Source organism: Arthrobacter sp. 2762, from assembly GCF_040548745.1.
Classification (GTDB): Bacteria; Actinomycetota; Actinomycetes; order Actinomycetales; family Micrococcaceae; genus Arthrobacter.
The window spans coordinates 1-14,423 of the sequence record NZ_JBEPSI010000008.1 but is presented as its reverse complement, the minus strand read 5'-3'; the positions used below and the strand labels follow the sequence as shown (position 1 = coordinate 14,423).

14 protein-coding genes are annotated in these 14,423 nt (G+C 60.9%); 10 read left to right on the top strand and 4 right to left on the bottom strand.

Going from position 1 to position 14,423, the window contains the following annotated elements; all coding sequences use genetic code 11:
- Window positions 1-46: 46 nt before the first annotated feature.
- Both ABIE18_RS15245 and ABIE18_RS15240 read left to right on the top strand, forming a co-directional pair.
- Window positions 47-910 (top strand): pullulanase X25 domain-containing protein, encoded by an 864-nt coding sequence (locus ABIE18_RS15245; RefSeq protein ID WP_499723524.1) that lies wholly within the window; start codon window positions 47-49, stop codon window positions 908-910.
- 107 nt (window positions 911-1,017) lie between these two features.
- Window positions 1,018-1,332 (top strand): acylphosphatase, encoded by a 315-nt coding sequence (locus ABIE18_RS15240; RefSeq protein WP_224091317.1) that lies wholly within the window; start codon window positions 1,018-1,020, stop codon window positions 1,330-1,332.
- Between the two features lie 10 nt (window positions 1,333-1,342).
- Here ABIE18_RS15240 and ABIE18_RS15235 read toward each other — a convergent pair whose 3' ends face one another.
- Both ABIE18_RS15235 and ABIE18_RS15230 read right to left on the bottom strand, forming a co-directional pair.
- Window positions 1,343-2,242 carry a ribokinase gene (locus ABIE18_RS15235; RefSeq protein WP_499723523.1) on the bottom strand — a complete coding sequence of 300 codons (900 nt, stop codon included), beginning with the start codon at window positions 2,240-2,242 and terminating at the stop codon, window positions 1,343-1,345.
- A gap of 22 nt (window positions 2,243-2,264) precedes the next feature.
- Entirely contained in the window at window positions 2,265-3,038 is a 774-nt protein-coding gene (locus ABIE18_RS15230) for a GntR family transcriptional regulator (protein ID WP_499723522.1), read from the bottom strand.
- Window positions 3,039-3,172: 134 nt separating this feature from the next.
- On the opposite strand from ABIE18_RS15230, the gene ABIE18_RS15225 reads away from it, so the two are divergent.
- Window positions 3,173-4,603, top strand: coding sequence for an MFS transporter (locus ABIE18_RS15225; protein ID WP_499723521.1), 1,431 nt, complete (start codon window positions 3,173-3,175; stop codon window positions 4,601-4,603).
- A 110-nt stretch (window positions 4,604-4,713) separates the two neighbouring features.
- Window positions 4,714-5,712 carry a nucleoside hydrolase gene (locus tag ABIE18_RS15220; RefSeq protein ID WP_499723700.1) on the top strand — a complete coding sequence of 333 codons (999 nt, stop codon included), beginning with the start codon at window positions 4,714-4,716 and terminating at the stop codon, window positions 5,710-5,712.
- An 83-nt stretch (window positions 5,713-5,795) separates the two neighbouring features.
- Here the strand turns inward: ABIE18_RS15220 and ABIE18_RS15215 are convergent, their stop codons facing one another.
- Entirely contained in the window at window positions 5,796-6,548 is a 753-nt protein-coding gene (locus ABIE18_RS15215; protein ID WP_216926161.1) for an ArsR/SmtB family transcription factor, read from the bottom strand.
- Window positions 6,549-6,646: 98 nt separating this feature from the next.
- Between ABIE18_RS15215 and ABIE18_RS15210 the strand changes: the two genes are divergently transcribed.
- The 6 genes from ABIE18_RS15210 (at window position 6,647) to ABIE18_RS15185 (ending at window position 14,167) form a co-directional block, all read left to right on the top strand.
- The gene (locus tag ABIE18_RS15210) at window positions 6,647-7,501 is read left to right on the top strand and encodes a carbohydrate kinase family protein (protein WP_499723520.1); all 855 of its coding nucleotides are present in this window, start codon (window positions 6,647-6,649) and stop codon (window positions 7,499-7,501) included.
- 261 nt (window positions 7,502-7,762) lie between these two features.
- Complete coding sequence (locus tag ABIE18_RS15205; RefSeq protein ID WP_499723519.1) at window positions 7,763-9,880, top strand: beta-galactosidase; 2,118 nt, start codon at window positions 7,763-7,765, stop codon at window positions 9,878-9,880.
- A complete protein-coding gene (locus ABIE18_RS15200; protein WP_499723518.1) occupies window positions 9,871-10,851 on the top strand; it encodes an ABC transporter permease in 981 nt (326 codons plus the stop codon). The genes ABIE18_RS15205 and ABIE18_RS15200 overlap by 10 nt, the downstream gene beginning before the upstream one ends.
- Entirely contained in the window at window positions 10,845-11,789 is a 945-nt protein-coding gene (locus tag ABIE18_RS15195) for a carbohydrate ABC transporter permease (protein ID WP_477516729.1), read from the top strand. Before ABIE18_RS15200 ends, ABIE18_RS15195 begins: the two co-directional genes overlap by 7 nt.
- Window positions 11,790-11,813: 24 nt before the next feature.
- On the top strand, window positions 11,814-13,463 hold the full coding sequence (locus ABIE18_RS15190; RefSeq protein WP_499723517.1) for an ABC transporter substrate-binding protein: 1,650 nt from the start codon (window positions 11,814-11,816) through the stop codon (window positions 13,461-13,463).
- Between the two features lie 5 nt (window positions 13,464-13,468).
- Window positions 13,469-14,167 (top strand): YesL family protein, encoded by a 699-nt coding sequence (locus ABIE18_RS15185; RefSeq protein WP_499723516.1) that lies wholly within the window; start codon window positions 13,469-13,471, stop codon window positions 14,165-14,167.
- A 46-nt stretch (window positions 14,168-14,213) separates the two neighbouring features.
- On the opposite strand, the gene ABIE18_RS15180 is transcribed toward ABIE18_RS15185, so the two are convergent.
- The coding region (locus tag ABIE18_RS15180; protein WP_499723515.1) for an HNH endonuclease at window positions 14,214-14,423 on the bottom strand (210 nt) is incomplete at its 5' end.

The following is a 14,423-nucleotide window of genomic DNA, read 5'->3' as shown; positions in this document are numbered from 1 at the left end:
ATTCATTGGCAAACTGCAAGGGATTATCCACCGTAGAAGGAGAAGCATGGGCGCGAACACCGCCGAGAACACCAACCTTCGTCTGAAGGCCGTACTGGACATCCTCGCTGAGGGCGTATGGTCTGGAGCCACGCTGAACGCAGGGGAAGTCCTGGCAGAGGCCATCGGACGCGTTCCTTTCAACGATCATGAGGCTGAACTTCTCAGTGGGGGCATTCCCCGCGGCCACAAAACCCTGACGTCGGCATCGGCAAAGCTGGTCAAGGCCGGCTGGCTGGTCAAAGGGCGTTCGGGATGGACCATCCCGGACGACGGCTTGAGGGCGACCGTCGCCTTCCCTGACGTTTCGGCTTTCGCGGAGGCCCTCGACGCAGGAACACCGGTACCAGCCGATGTTCCCGTGCCTACGGCCCCTCCCGCCAAGGCCAAGACGAAGCGTGCGGCAACGTCGAAGAAGGCTGCAGCTCCGAAGGCTGCTGCAACTAAAGCTGCCACCGCCAAGGCTGCGACCTCCAAGGCTGCGACCACTAAAGATGCGCCAGCCGCGAAGAAGGCTTCCACTCGCAAGGCTCCTGCGAAGGCAGCGGCGGCTCCCGCCGTCGAGACCCTGCCGCAGCCGGACGCCGTCGCGATTGCGGGTGACTTCAACAAGATCCTGGGCGCTCCGGAAGACTGGGCTCCCCAGTACGACGAAGTCCAGATGGAGTTCAACCCGCTGGTTCAGCTGTGGACGCTGACGGCTGAACTGCCGGCCGGTTTCTATACGTACAAGATCGCGCTGAACCGTTCGTGGGATGAGAACTATGGTGCGTTCGGCGTCCGTGACGGCGCCAACCACGAGCTAAACCACGACGGCGGCCCGGTCACCTTCACCTACAGCCACGCGACGCATGACATCGTGACGGCCTAGTTCCAGTTCCTCCAAGTCCCAACTCCAAATTTGCTCCAAGTTGGAGTTGGGACTTGGAGAAACGGGTCGTCCTGACGCAGGGTGATCCGCAGGGTTACATTAGGTCCATGGCTGAGTCCCCAGAAACGCACGCCGGTCCTGCCAACGATGCTGTCAGGCTCACGGCTCGCGTTAGCGGCGTGGTTCAAGGCGTGGGATTCCGGTACTGGACCGCGCGAAAAGCGGACGAGCTCCTCCTCACCGGCACGGTCCGCAACCGTTACGACGGCTCTGTGGAACTCGTTGCCGAAGGGTCCACGGCGCACGTTGGCCGCTTCCTGGACTGGCTGAACTCACCACGGGCTCCAGGCAGGGTGGAGAATGTGGAATCAGACGTTTCCCCGGCGACGGGGGAGTTCGACGAGTTCCGGATAGTGGGCTAAGCCGCCTTAGTCAGGCTGCGAAAGAGGTGCGCGTCGCCTCAACGTAGTGCTCCAACGACTTCAGCGCAGGCTGTGACGAAGCATCCCGGACAGCGTCCGCACCAACGGCGTTGGCCACTGCCAGGGCATGGCTGTGCTTAAGTCCGGAGCGGAGGGCCAGGACCAGCGCGGCGCAGAAAGCATCGCCGGCTCCGATCGTGTTCGCGATATCCGTGACCCGAACCGCAGGAGCTTCGGCCACGCGCTCGCCATGCTCAAAGATCGCCGAGCCCTCGCCCCCATACGTCACGGCAACAAGGGGCGCCGTGCGAAGGGCAGGGATCAGGGCGTACTCGGTCTCGTTCACGATCACCAGGTCGCAGCGTTCCAGGAGCTCCGGAATGATGGGCGCGGCAGGTGCAGCGTTGAGGGCAAAGTAGCCATTGGTTCGTCTGGCGGCTTCCAGCACAACTTCCTGGTCCACTTCGAGCTGGCACAGGACGGCTTCCTCGTCCGCGAAGGAGACCCCATGCACGGACACTTCCCCATTCGCGCCAGGGCACACAACAATCTGATTCTCACCATCGCTGTCTACCAGGACCAGTGCCGTCCCGGTCGCGGAATCCACCTGCGCGATGTCCTGGACGTCGACGCCGGCACTCGCCATTGCTTCGAGGAGGCTTCGGCCAGCTTGGTCCCGGCCTACTGCCCCCACCATGCGCGAGGCGCCTGCGAGCCGGGCTGCGGCCACGGCCTGGTTGGCGCCCTTGCCGCCGGGCTGCTGGCGGAGGACGGCCCCGCCGACGGTTTCGCCCGGCGTCGGGAGCCGGCTTGCGGTAGCCGTGATGTCGAGGTTGATGCTGCCTACAACGGTGAGCGCGGTGCTCGTGGGAGCCAAAATGGGCGCGGAAGACTGAGGGGAGAAGCTCATGGAAGGACCTTTTCGGGAGGATTCAGGAGGATTGGATGACGGAGAGGTGTCCGGCCTTGGCGGCAACGAGGCATTTGGCCAGGTAGAACGGGGAGCCCTTGTGGCGGACGTATTGGGTGAGGACCAGCACCGGCTCGGACGGGCGAAGATCCAGCAACTTAGCGCGGCTGGGACCCGCGGTACTCAGGCTGATTTCGCATTCGCCAGGTCCAAGTGACGCCCCCGGAAGCCCGCTGAGGACCTCCAAAAGGGTGGCAGCCGAAAGGGTGGGCGCTTCGGCTGATTCAGCTAGGGCTTCGGCCTCGGGGATTCCTTGGGCGACGTTTTCCTGCAGGTGGGCCACGGGCTCGCCATTGCGGATGAGCACGCTTTCCCAAAACCAGCAGTCTTCGCCGGGCTGGACGCCGATTCCGGGCGCCACGAATTCGGAGGCTGGCTGTTTGATCGCCGCAACACGCTTGACCTGGATGTCCTGTTCCGAGCCACCAAGGAGTTGATCGAACGGGCGGATATGTTCGATGCCAATCCGTGGCAGCGAATCAGCAACGAACCGGCCGACTCCCCGCCGTGCCCTGGTGAGTCCGTCTTCCTCCAGCAGCATCAGCGCTTCCCGGATCACGGTGCGGCTGACGTCCATCATGACGCCCAGCTCGGTCTCGGTGGGGAGTAACGAGCCAGGAGGGAGCAGCTTGGTCCGGATTGCCTCGGCTATGCGTGAGTATGCCGCAACGCGCAAAGGCTGGCCGGGTTGCGGCGCAATGGGTCGGGACAGGAACTGGACGGCATTGTCGGTCAAGGGTGCCTCACTTGGGTTTGGTTACGGACACTGTACCGGAAAAATGTGATAGGTTGCACAAGCTCGTAATACATGCTTGTATAACAACTCACATCTCGTGGCGCCGCCAGCGCCCTCGGACAAAGGAGTTTGATGTGAATATCCCCAACACCGCGGTTGAGGCGCAGCCTTCCGAAACCGCAGAAGCGACGTCGGATACCCGACCCGGCGGTCGGGCTGCTGCCCTGCTGATCACGACGCTGGTCCTCGCGGTATTGTCGTTCCAGCTCAACGCCAGCATGATCACCCCGGCACTCCCGCACATCGGTTCCTTCTTTGGCGAGACGCCCGAGGCCGTGGCGCAGGTGCAGTCCATGTTCTTCCTTGCGGGCGCCATCTCCGGACCGGTGATTGGACGCTGGAGCGACTTCATCGGCCGCCGCACCGCACTGCTGTTGGTCCTGGCCATCATGGGCGCTGGAACTGTGCTGTGCATCTTCGCCCCGAACTTGCCGCTGCTGGTCACTGGCCGTTTCATGCAGGGTGTCTCGAGCGCCATCTTCGCGCTCTCCTACATCGTGCTCAACGAATACTTGCCTGCCCGACTCTTCGGGACATCCATCGGCATCATCGCCGCCATTAACGGCGGCGTGGGCGGTGTTGATGGCTACTTTGGTGGGCTCATGGCTGAAACGCTCGGCTTCCAGTCGATTTTCGTTGCCGTCCTCGCCTTGGCCGCGATCGCCGTCGTCTGCGTCATCAAAGTTGTCCCGGGCGGGAAATCCGCTGTCGCTCCGGGTCGGATGGACTGGTGGGGCGCAGGTTCCCTGTCCGTGTTCCTGGTCTTCATCACCTACTTCGTCTCCACGGGATCTTCTGCCGGCTGGACCTCATCTGCCGCGCTTGGCCTGCTCGCCGGCAGCATCGCTTCCTTCACCGCGTTCTGGCTCATCGAGAAGAAGCGCTCCACGCCCCTGGTCGCCGTCCACCACCTCCGTTCGCGCCAGGTGTGGCCGGTCATCGCCACCACTGTGCTGACGCTCGCGGGAATCTTCGCCATTATCAACTTCACCGTGGTGCTACTCAGCCAGGACAAGGAAAACGGCTTCGGCCTGCCGGCGTCGGTCGCAGCGCTGCTGTTCCTGACCCCGGCAGCACTGATCGGCGTGTTCGCGGCACCGCTCGCGGGCTGGATTGCCGACCGCCGTGGCTGGATCAAGACCGTCCGCGTCGGCACGGCCACGAGCCTCGTCTGCGCCATTGCTGCTGCACTGTTCGCCGACAACCAAGTGGCCGTCCTCATCGCCATCGCGGCACTGGGAATCTTCTACAACGGCTTCTTCCTCACTGCCATCAACGGGCTGTCCGTCCTGCTCTCGCCCAAGGAAGCACCAGCCGCCCTGCCGGGAATCAACGGCGCCTCCTTCGGCATCGGGGCGAGCCTCGGCGTCGTGGTTGTTGCCCCGTTCGCCGGTCAGGGTACCGCGGCGGGGTACTCGGCGGCGCTCTGGATTTCGGTGTCCATCACCGTCCTCGCCTTCCTCGTTAGCCTGTTCATCACAGCGCCGAAGGGCGAAAAGATCTAACGCCCGACGGCGGCACGCGGCACCGCGCGTCCGCCCGGCGCCTCTTCACAACGCCCTCTTCGCAACACCCCCGCTACATCCTGAAACGAGAGACCATGACCCAGCGAACCCTGACAGAGCCCACCGCTGCCCCCTTCTACCTCGACTGCGACACGGGAATCGACGACGCCCTCGCCCTCGCCTACCTGCTCGCAACCCCCAGAGCGGAACTCGTGGGCATCGGCACCGTGAGCGGCAATATCAGCGCCGCCGGCGGCGCGCGGAACACCCTGGACCTGCTGAAACTGGCCGGGCATCCGGACATCCCCGTAGCGATCGGCGCACACGATCCGCAGGTCGGCACTTTCCATGGTGGTGCGCCGCATGTCCATGGCGACAATGGAATCGGTGGGGTGGAGCTTGCTCCGTCGGATCGTGAGCCCGTTGAGGCGACGGCTGCTGAACTGCTGGTGCAGCTGGCACACAAGCATGCCGGGGAGCTGCGCATCGTGGCTATCGGCCCGCTGACGAACATCGCCGAAGCCCTCCGGCTGGAGCCCAAGCTGCCGGAGCTCATCGCCGAAATCACCATCATGGGCGGCGCGGCACTGGCCCCGGGAAACATCACGCCCGTGGCGGAGGCCAACATCGCCAACGACCCCGAGGCTGCGGCGGAAGTACTCGCCGCTGACTGGAATTTGACGCTGGTGCCGCTGGACGTCACCATGACCAACGTCCTGGAGGAAACCCACCGCCAAGAGCTGCTTGAATCCGAGCACCCCGTTTCGCGGGCCCTCGGCGACATGCTTGGCTACTACTTCGGCTTCTATGTGGACATCTTCGGGCGGGCTTGTTCAGCAATGCACGATCCCCTGGCAGCTGCCATTGCCGTCAGGGGAGTGGAGTTGACCGTGGCGCCCACCGTTCGCGTGGAGGTAGACACGACCAATGGTCCCGGCCGCGGCCAGACGGTGTGCGACCTCCGGGGACAATACCTCGGCTTCCCAGACCAGCGCGGTGCGCGGTGCCGCGTGGTGCTGGAAATCGGCGAAGACTTCGCCCCGCATCTGCTGGGCACCATGCAGGCAGCCTGGCTCTCGGAAGAGGAACTCGCCGCTCCCGTCGCCTAACTGGCGGGAGGCAATAGGTAGCGACGGCGACGGCGGGAATGTCCCGCCGTCGTCGTGGTTGTCGTCGTCGTGGTCTAGGGTGCCTAGGCGTACATGAGCGAGCCGGGCGTTGTCAGGGTTTCGCCTGTTTCGAGCCACGTCTTGAGTCCGGAGAGGATCATGGGCCAGCCGCCGTACAGCTGCTCGTTTGCGCCTTCGCGGAGCTGATCGTGCGTGACGGTGAGGTGGCACGAATCGCCCACGGGTTCGATTTCCCAGGTGATCCGCGACGTTCCTTCAGCTTTGACGTCCTCGCCCCACAATGCTTGCATCGTCTGGACGAGCCGCCGCGGGGGATCGACTTCGATGTTCTCGCCCTCTCCCAAGGGCTCGTCCGCTTTGACGTTCCGCATTTCAAACCGGCCGCCAGGAGTCCAGTCCGCCGTGAACGTGTTCCCGAACTGGTATTTGCTCCGGATTTCGCTGTTGGTGATGGCTTCCCAGAGCCGTTCCGGGGTGGTTTTGATGTAAATCTCGAAGATCTTTTCCATGGGACTTTCCAATCTGGATTTGAGGTCGCTGAGTGCAGCGGCCCATGGTTCTGCGTATTTGCTCACCCAGCGATCGTGGATGAGCCTAATGGGGACGGGGTTCAGGAAATGCAGCTTTTCGCGTCCTCGGCGGCGCGTGACCACCAGTCCGGCATCCTCCAACAACTTCAGGTGCTTTGCGATGCCGAAGCGGGTCATCTCGAACCGTGCTCCGAGGGCGGTGAGGGTTTGCCCATCCTCGCGGAACAGCTCATCGAGCAGTTCCCGCCGGGTGGGGTCTGCCAGTGCTTTGAACACGGCGTCCATGGCTTCAGAATAGGTGACCATTTGGTCACGTGTCAACGGTTTTGGACTTGCCGGTTTGTTTCCGGGAACGCGGTCCTGGGCCGTGCTTGGATAGTCGCATGCCTGCTACTCCGAGCGTTGCCGTCTGCGGCCCGGCCTCGTGGAACCAGCTCATCCTCCTGGACCACCTCCCCGAGCCCGTTCCGCACATGCAGTTCGCGCGACGCGCCTGGGAGACGGTCGGCGGAACGTCGGCGGGGAAAGCGGTGCACCTCGCGGATCTGGGCATCGGCGTGCGCTTGTGCTCGCAACTCGGGGCGGACGACGACGGTGGGCGGGTCCTCCGCGCCCTCACCAACGCGGGAGTCACCGTCGAAAAGATTGCCTCCGACCGAACTGAGCGTCATGTCAACCTCATGACCGACGACGGCAGCCGGGTATCTCTCTACGTCTCGGTGCCTACCGCCCCGGCGGAGGAGGATCTTGCGATGGCGGCTGCCGTGGTTGCTGGCGCTGATCTCGCCGTGATCGACCTCAGTGAATTTGGGGTGCTGCTGCTGGAGCGCGAAGAGGCTCAGCAGACGCCTTTATGGGTGGACCTTCATGATTACGACGGATCCTCGGCCTTCCATGAACCGTTCCTGAGGGCGGCCGGCGTGGTGTTCATGAATGACGACAGGACGGATGATCCGTGGGCGCTGATGCATTCCTGCCTTGCGCGGGGGCCTCGCCTGGCTGTCTGCACCCTCGGGGCGGAAGGTGCCGTCGCCTTGGAAGCGGACGGAACCCAGCATGAGGTTCCAGCCGTCCCCGCCGACGTAGTGGATACGAACGGCGCCGGCGATGCGTTCGTGGCTGGTTTCCTTGCCGCGACCCTGCGGGGCGCACCAGTTTTTGATGCCCTCGAGGCAGGGGCGGTTCAAGCCCGCGTCGCGATTGAGGGCGAGCATCTGCACCCTGTGCTGGGGCGTTGAGTGCCGAGCTCACGTCCGATAGTTTCTGAATTTCATCGGAAACAAAACTAGGTAACAGTTGCTATTTGCGCCCCATTACGCCTTCATCGACGTTTGAAAGTCCGGGATTACTCAATTCCTGGCTGCCATAACAGCCTATAAGTTACTCTCCAGTTTCGGTAAGTGGACTGTTGTTATTGCGTAAAGTTTACGATAGTTTCTCTCTGTGATGTGTGTCGCACTGTAGTTCCCAGGGCGACCAAGGCCGAGCGAAGGACAAAGATGACCATCGACCCTGAGGACTTACGGACTGCTGAAAAGCGGCTGGAGCAGTTGCATCAAAAACTTGGCGGCATCGCCTACGGCGGTGATTACAACCCGGAACAATGGCCGCGTGAGGTCTGGCTTGAGGATGCAAAGCTCATGCAGCAGGCCGGAGTAAACCTTGTGACCCTCGCTGTTTTCTCGTGGAGTCGGTTGGAAACCAGTGACGGCGTCTTCGACTTTGAATGGCTGGATGAGGTCATGGACCTGATGCATGCGCACGGCATTGGGGTGGATCTGGCTACCCCTGACGCCGTGCCTCCGGCTTGGCTCGTGGAGCAGCACCCGGACATCATGCCGGAACGAGCCGACGGAAGTATCTTCGGCTTCGGATCCCGCCAACACTTTGACGTCTCCCATCCTGTGTATCGAGCCAAGTCCCTGGCTCTGGCGGAAAAGATGGGGGAGCGCTACGCAAAGCATCCCGGCCTAAGAATGTGGCATGTAGGCAACGAATACGGGCCCACCTCCTATGGGCCGTGGGCTGAGAAAGCGTTCCGCGGGTGGCTGCAGAGGAAGTACTCATCGCTCGATGAACTCAATGAAGCATGGAGCGCCACCGTGTGGGGCCAGATCTACTCGGACTGGAACCAGGTACGCGTTCCGGCGCAGCCCCGCACGTGGTCCAACCCTTCCCGCCGGCTGGACTTTCACCGCTTCACCTCGGACAGCATGCTGGAACACTTCAAGGCCGAACGGGACATCCTCAGGCGCCACAGCCCGGACCTGCCGATTGTCACCAACTTCATGCGCTTCTACAAGACCAACGACTACTGGGCATGGGCCGCCCAGGAGGATGCCGCAGCGCTGGATATCTACCCGGATCCCCGTGAAGACGATGCACATATAGCCGCCGCATTGAACTTTGACCTCATGCGTTCCTTACGTCACGGACAACCGTGGATGGTCATGGAGCAAGCGACTGGCGCTGTCAGCCAGTGGTCCGTCAACGTCTCCAAGCTTCCAGGCAAGATGCGGCTCGGCTCTTACCAGGCCATCGCGCAGGGTGCCGATTCGATCCTTTTCTTCCAGTGGCGCCAAGCCAAGGGGGGAACCGAGCGTTTTCACTCGGCCATGGTGAACCACGCTGGCCCGAACACCCGGATCTTCCGCGAGGTCTGCGAGCTCGGTCAAGAACTGAAATCGTTGGGCGGCCTGACGGGAACACGATCCACAGCCAAGGTTGCCATCATTTTCGATTGGGACTGCTGGTGGGCCTTGGAATTAGGCAATTCGCCGCGCTCGGACCTGAACTACACCCAGGAAGTGTTGCGTTTTTACCGCCCCCTGTTCGACGCCAACATCACAGTGGACTTCGTCAATGCCAACAGCGACCTTTCTGCATACAGCCTTGTGATCATGCCGGCGTCGTACTTGCTCACCGACGCCGCCGCCGAAAAGTTCGAAAACTACGTGTCCGACGGCGGCCGGCTGGTGGTCTCTTACCTCTCCGGCATCGTGGACCAGGACAATACAATCCGCTTGGGTGGATACCCCGGCGCCCTCCGCAACGTGCTGGGTGCGTGGAGCGAAGAAATGCATCCACTCGCCGGGGACGGCGAACAGGTGAAGCTCTCCACGCTCGACGGCGGTACCTCCTCGGCGAGTTACTGGACAGAGCACTTGCACGCCGAGACGGCGGACGTCCTGGCCAGCTACTCTTCAGGGCGCCTCGCGGGAGCCCCCGCCATCACCCGCAACAGTTTCGGGCAAGGAACCGCGGTTTACCTTTCGGCCCGGGTCGAGGACGGGCTGCTCAACCAATTGCTCGACGACGAACTTCGAAGCGGAGGCGTGGAACCGGAACTGAAGGCGCCCACGGGAGTCCAAGTCCGCCGTCGTGCTGGCTCGGATCCTGACGCCGGCGGTTCCGGCGACGCCGCCAAAAGTTTCCTCCTGGTGCTCAACCACAACGATGCACCTTCCAGGGTGAACGTCCTCGACGGCGGGATAGACCGCATCACTGGACAGTCGATTCACGGGGAAGTGGAACTTCCAGCGAACGGCGTCCTGGTACTTGAAGAAGTCGTAGTCCTTGAAGAATCGACAGCTAAGGCGGGAAAACCATGGCACTGAGGCTGGACGCTCCGCCCGAGGTTGTCCCGGGCGCTGAGCCGAGTAAACAGAAAAAGCGGCGCATCAAGCCTGGAAGCTGGAAGCTGGCGCTCAAACGGGACTGGCGTCTGTACACACTGTTAGCGCTGCCACTGGCATACCTCCTCATTTTCAGGTACCTGCCAATGGCCGGGAACGTCATTGCTTTCCGCCAATTTCAGCCTGGCGGCAGCATCTTTGGCGAGAAGTGGGTGGGTTTCAAATACATCACCCTCTTCATCAACGACCCCAGCTTTTGGCAAGCCTTCCAGAACACCATCGTTCTGGGCATCCTGACGTTGGTGTTCTGCTTCCCGATGCCCATCATTTTCGCGCTGATGCTCAATGAGCTCCGGTCCCAGAAGTTCAAGAAGTTCGTGCAGACCGTGGCATACCTGCCGCACTTCATGTCAGTGGTGATCATCGCCGGGATGATCCTGCAGAACTTTTCCATGACCGGCACGGTGAACCAGATCGCTGAATCGCTGTTCGGCAACACGGTGAACTTCACGCAGGATCCGGGCTGGTTCCGGCCGATGTACATCAGCTCAGAGGTGTGGCAAACCATGGGCTGGGGAGCGATCCTCTACCTGGCAGCACTCACCCGGGTGGACGAATCACTGTACGAGGCGGCCAGGATCGACGGAGCCAACAGGTGGCAACAGACCTGGCACGTGACGCTGCCCGCCATCCGGCCAACCATCATCACGCTGCTGATCCTGAACATCGGCACGTTCATGGCAGTGGGCTTCGAGAAGATCCTGCTCATCTATAACCCGCTCAACTATGCAACGTCAGACGTCATTTCCACCTACCTGTACAGGGTGGGCCTTGAATCCAGCAACTTCAGCTATGCGGCGGCGATCGGAATGTTTGAATCCGTCATCGGCCTCACGCTGATCCTCTCAGCGAACGCGATATCCAAGCGCCTCGCAGGAACGAGCCTGTGGTGAACAAGACAGCAACCAAGTCCACTCCTTCTCTGCGTCCTCCCGCTGCGGGCGGTGTCCTCCTGAAGGACATGAGGGTTTCCACGGGAATGCGGATCTTCAGGGCCTTCAACCTGGTGTTCCTGCTGTTCGTAGTGTTCCTGACGGTCTATCCGTTCCTGAACATCATCGCGCAGTCGTTCTCCAGCGAAGGGTTCATCAACGCAGGGCAGGTCAACCTGTTCCCGATGGGCTTCAACACCGAGACGTACAAGCTGATCCTGGCCGACTCCACGTTCTGGACCAACTACGGAAATACCCTGTTGTACACGGTGGTGGCTACCGCGATTTCCATGGTGCTGACCACCTCATTCGCCTACGCCATTGCCAAGAAAGACCTCAAGGGCCGCAGTGTTTTCATTGGACTCGCTGTCTTCACCATGTTCTTCAACGGCGGGTTGATCCCCAACTACGTGCTCATCAGTTCGCTGGGCATGCGGGATTCGATCTGGGCCGTGGTCCTGCCGAACGCCATCAGCGTGTTCAACCTGCTCATCATGAAGTCCTTCTTCGAAAACATGCCGCGTGAGCTGGAAGAAGCAGCATCCATCGACGGACTCACTCAATACGGCATCCTCTTCCGGGTGGTGCTTCCACTGAGCAAGGCAATCGTGGCCACCATGGTCCTGTTCTACGCCGTAGCCAACTGGAACTCGTGGTTCCAGGCCTTCCTGTACCTGGATAACCCCGACCTCTTTCCGGTCACCATCTACCTCCGCAACATGATCGCTGGAGTCACTACTGCCGGCTCGGCCGGCGGGACCGCGGAAAACGTGGGCCAAATCGCGGCCAACATCCAGTCGGTCACCATCGTGCTGACCGTCATTCCCATCCTTTGTGTCTACCCCTTCGTCCAGAAGTACTTCTTCTCGGGCGTGATGCTCGGTTCCGTCAAGGAATAACCGTTCCGTCAAGGAATAACCCTTATGAAAGGACACCCAATGATCGCCAAACGAGAATTCCGCAGAAGAGATTTCCTGGGCCTCGCCTCCGTTGTCACCATCGGGTTGATGATGACCAGTTGTGACTCTGAAGCCACTGAGAAGGTGGATACGTCCAAGTCCCGCAATGGCGCGATGGACAGCTTCAAGGTAGGTGACACGTTCAAGGCGACGACGCCGTTGTCCTTCACCTTCCTGTTCTCCGACCAGCCAACCTATCCGTACAAGAAGGACTGGCTGCTCTTCACCAAGATGGCCAGCGACAACAACGTCACGTTGGAACCAACCATCGTTCCCAACAGTGATTATGAGCAGAAACGCAGCCTTCTCATCAGTTCCGGCAGCGCCCCGGAGATCATCGCCAAGACCTATCCCGGGCAGGAAGCCGCTTTTGTATCTGCCGGGGCGGTGCTGCCAGTCAGCGATTACGTGGAACTCATGCCGCACTTCCAAGAGAAGGTCAAGAAGTGGAAGCTCGAACCAGAGATCCAAGGCCTCACCCAGGAAGACGGTAAGTACTACGTTCTTCCCGGACTGCACGAGGAACTGTGGCCGGATTATTCTCTGTGCTTCCGCAAGGACGTACTGAAGAAGGAAGGCTTGGCTGAGCCCACCACATGGGACGAGTTCCGTGAAGTGCTGCGGTCGCTCAAAAAGGCGTATCCCGACGTCGTGCCTTTCTCTGACAGGTTCAAAGGCGACAGCGTGTTGAACATCGCGGCACCAACCTTTGGCACAGTTGCGGGCTGGGGTCTGGTGGATGGACTCCTTTTCGATCAGGACAAGAAGGAGTTCGGCTTTGCCGCAGGCTCAGAGAAGTTCAAGGACCTGGTGACCTACTTCAACTCGCTGGTCTCAGAAGGACTGATGGATCCTGAAAGCTTCACCCAAACCGACGACTCTGCCATCCAGAAGTTCGTTTCCGGTAAGTCGTTCGTGATCAGCGCCAATTCCCAGAATGTCATTACTTACCGGACCTCCATGGAGCAGTCGCTGGGCAAGGGCAACTTCGAGATCGGCAAGATCACTGTGCCGGGCGGTCCTGCAGGCGACGTCATCGGTGGCACTCGCTTGGAAAACGGCATCATGCTGAACTCGTCCGTCAAAGACAAGGACAGCTTTGTGGCTCTCATCCAATACATCGACTGGCTGTTCTACAGCGATGCCGGCCAGGAATTCAGCAAGTGGGGCGTAGAGGGCACCACCTTCACCAAGGAAGGCGGCAAGCGGAAGCTGGCCGCCGGCATCAACTTCCAAGGTCTCAATCCCTCGGGCACCAAGGACCTGCGGGTGGACTACGGATTCTCTGGGGGAAACTTTGCTTACGGCGGCGCTACGGAACTCCTGCACTCCACGTTCAACGACGAGGAATTGGCATTCCAAGAGGCCATGAAATCCAAGAAGCCACGACCGGTCGCACCGCCTGTGCCCTTCAACGACGTCGATCGTGAGCAGGCCACGCTGGCGCTCACCCCGCTCAAGGACCACGTCAAGCAGAACACTCTCAAGTTCATCACCGGGCAGCGTGCTGTCAGCGAGTTTGGTGCGTACGTCAAGGAGCTCGATAGCAAGGGGCAAAGCAAGTACGTCGAGCTCGCGAACAAGGCATACAAGGCCTACGCGGACAAGAAGTAGTTCCGATGGCAGCCACGAAAGCTGAGTTTGGATCGGGGACGTTGTTCAAGGCGGCTGGAACTGTGTACGGCATCATGGTTGGCAATGCTTTGCTGGTTCTCCCCAATGCGCTGCTGGTGCTCACTCCGGTGCTGGTTGGCCTCATTGGGCCGTTGGCGTTGATTTCGCTGGTCCTTTTAGGCCCTTCATTCGTGGCTGCCTGCTACGCCTTCAACCGGCTCCTTGCCCACGAGGACACCGGCGTTTTCCATGACTTTATGAAGTCGTACCGCAGTAACTTTGGCCAGGCCTTGGTGGTTTGGCTTCCGTACCTCGCGCTCCTCGCGGTCATTGCTTTCAATCTGAGTGTCCTGCCAGGAAATTTGGGCCCTGACCCAGGAACCAACCCAACCCAGATCGCTGCCCGGATAGGGTTGTTGGGCGTCGGAGTCATAGTGGCTACTGCTGCGGTGAATGCCATGCTCCTGTTGTCCCGCTTCTCCTTCCGGAGCAGCGACATCTATCGGCTCTCTCTTTACACCTTGGGTGCGCAGCGGCGAGTGTCCTTGGGCAGCGCCGGAATCATTTTCATTTCAGGATTCGTGCTGATGGCGACGAGTGCCTGGCTGATTCTGTTTGTTGCGGGCTTGCTGGTGTACCTGGTCTGCACGAACTCCCGTCCGCTACTGAAGTTTGTTGAGGCCAAGTTCACGGCAGCCGAATAGCCAGCATTCAATACCCAAGCACCACGTCTACTTCTTTGATGCACTCTTATGTTCTGAGGGGTGTGTGGTGGTGGTTGCGTCGGGGTGTTTGTTTGGGGTCGATGTGTGGTGGTGGGGTGAACCAGGGCACGCCGGTGGTCATGTCGATCCGCCATTGTTCCTTGTGGATGAGGTGGTGGTGGTGGCTGCAGAGCAGGGTGCCGTTGTCGGTGGAGGTGGTGCCGCCGTGTGACCAGTAGGTGATGTGGTGGGCTTC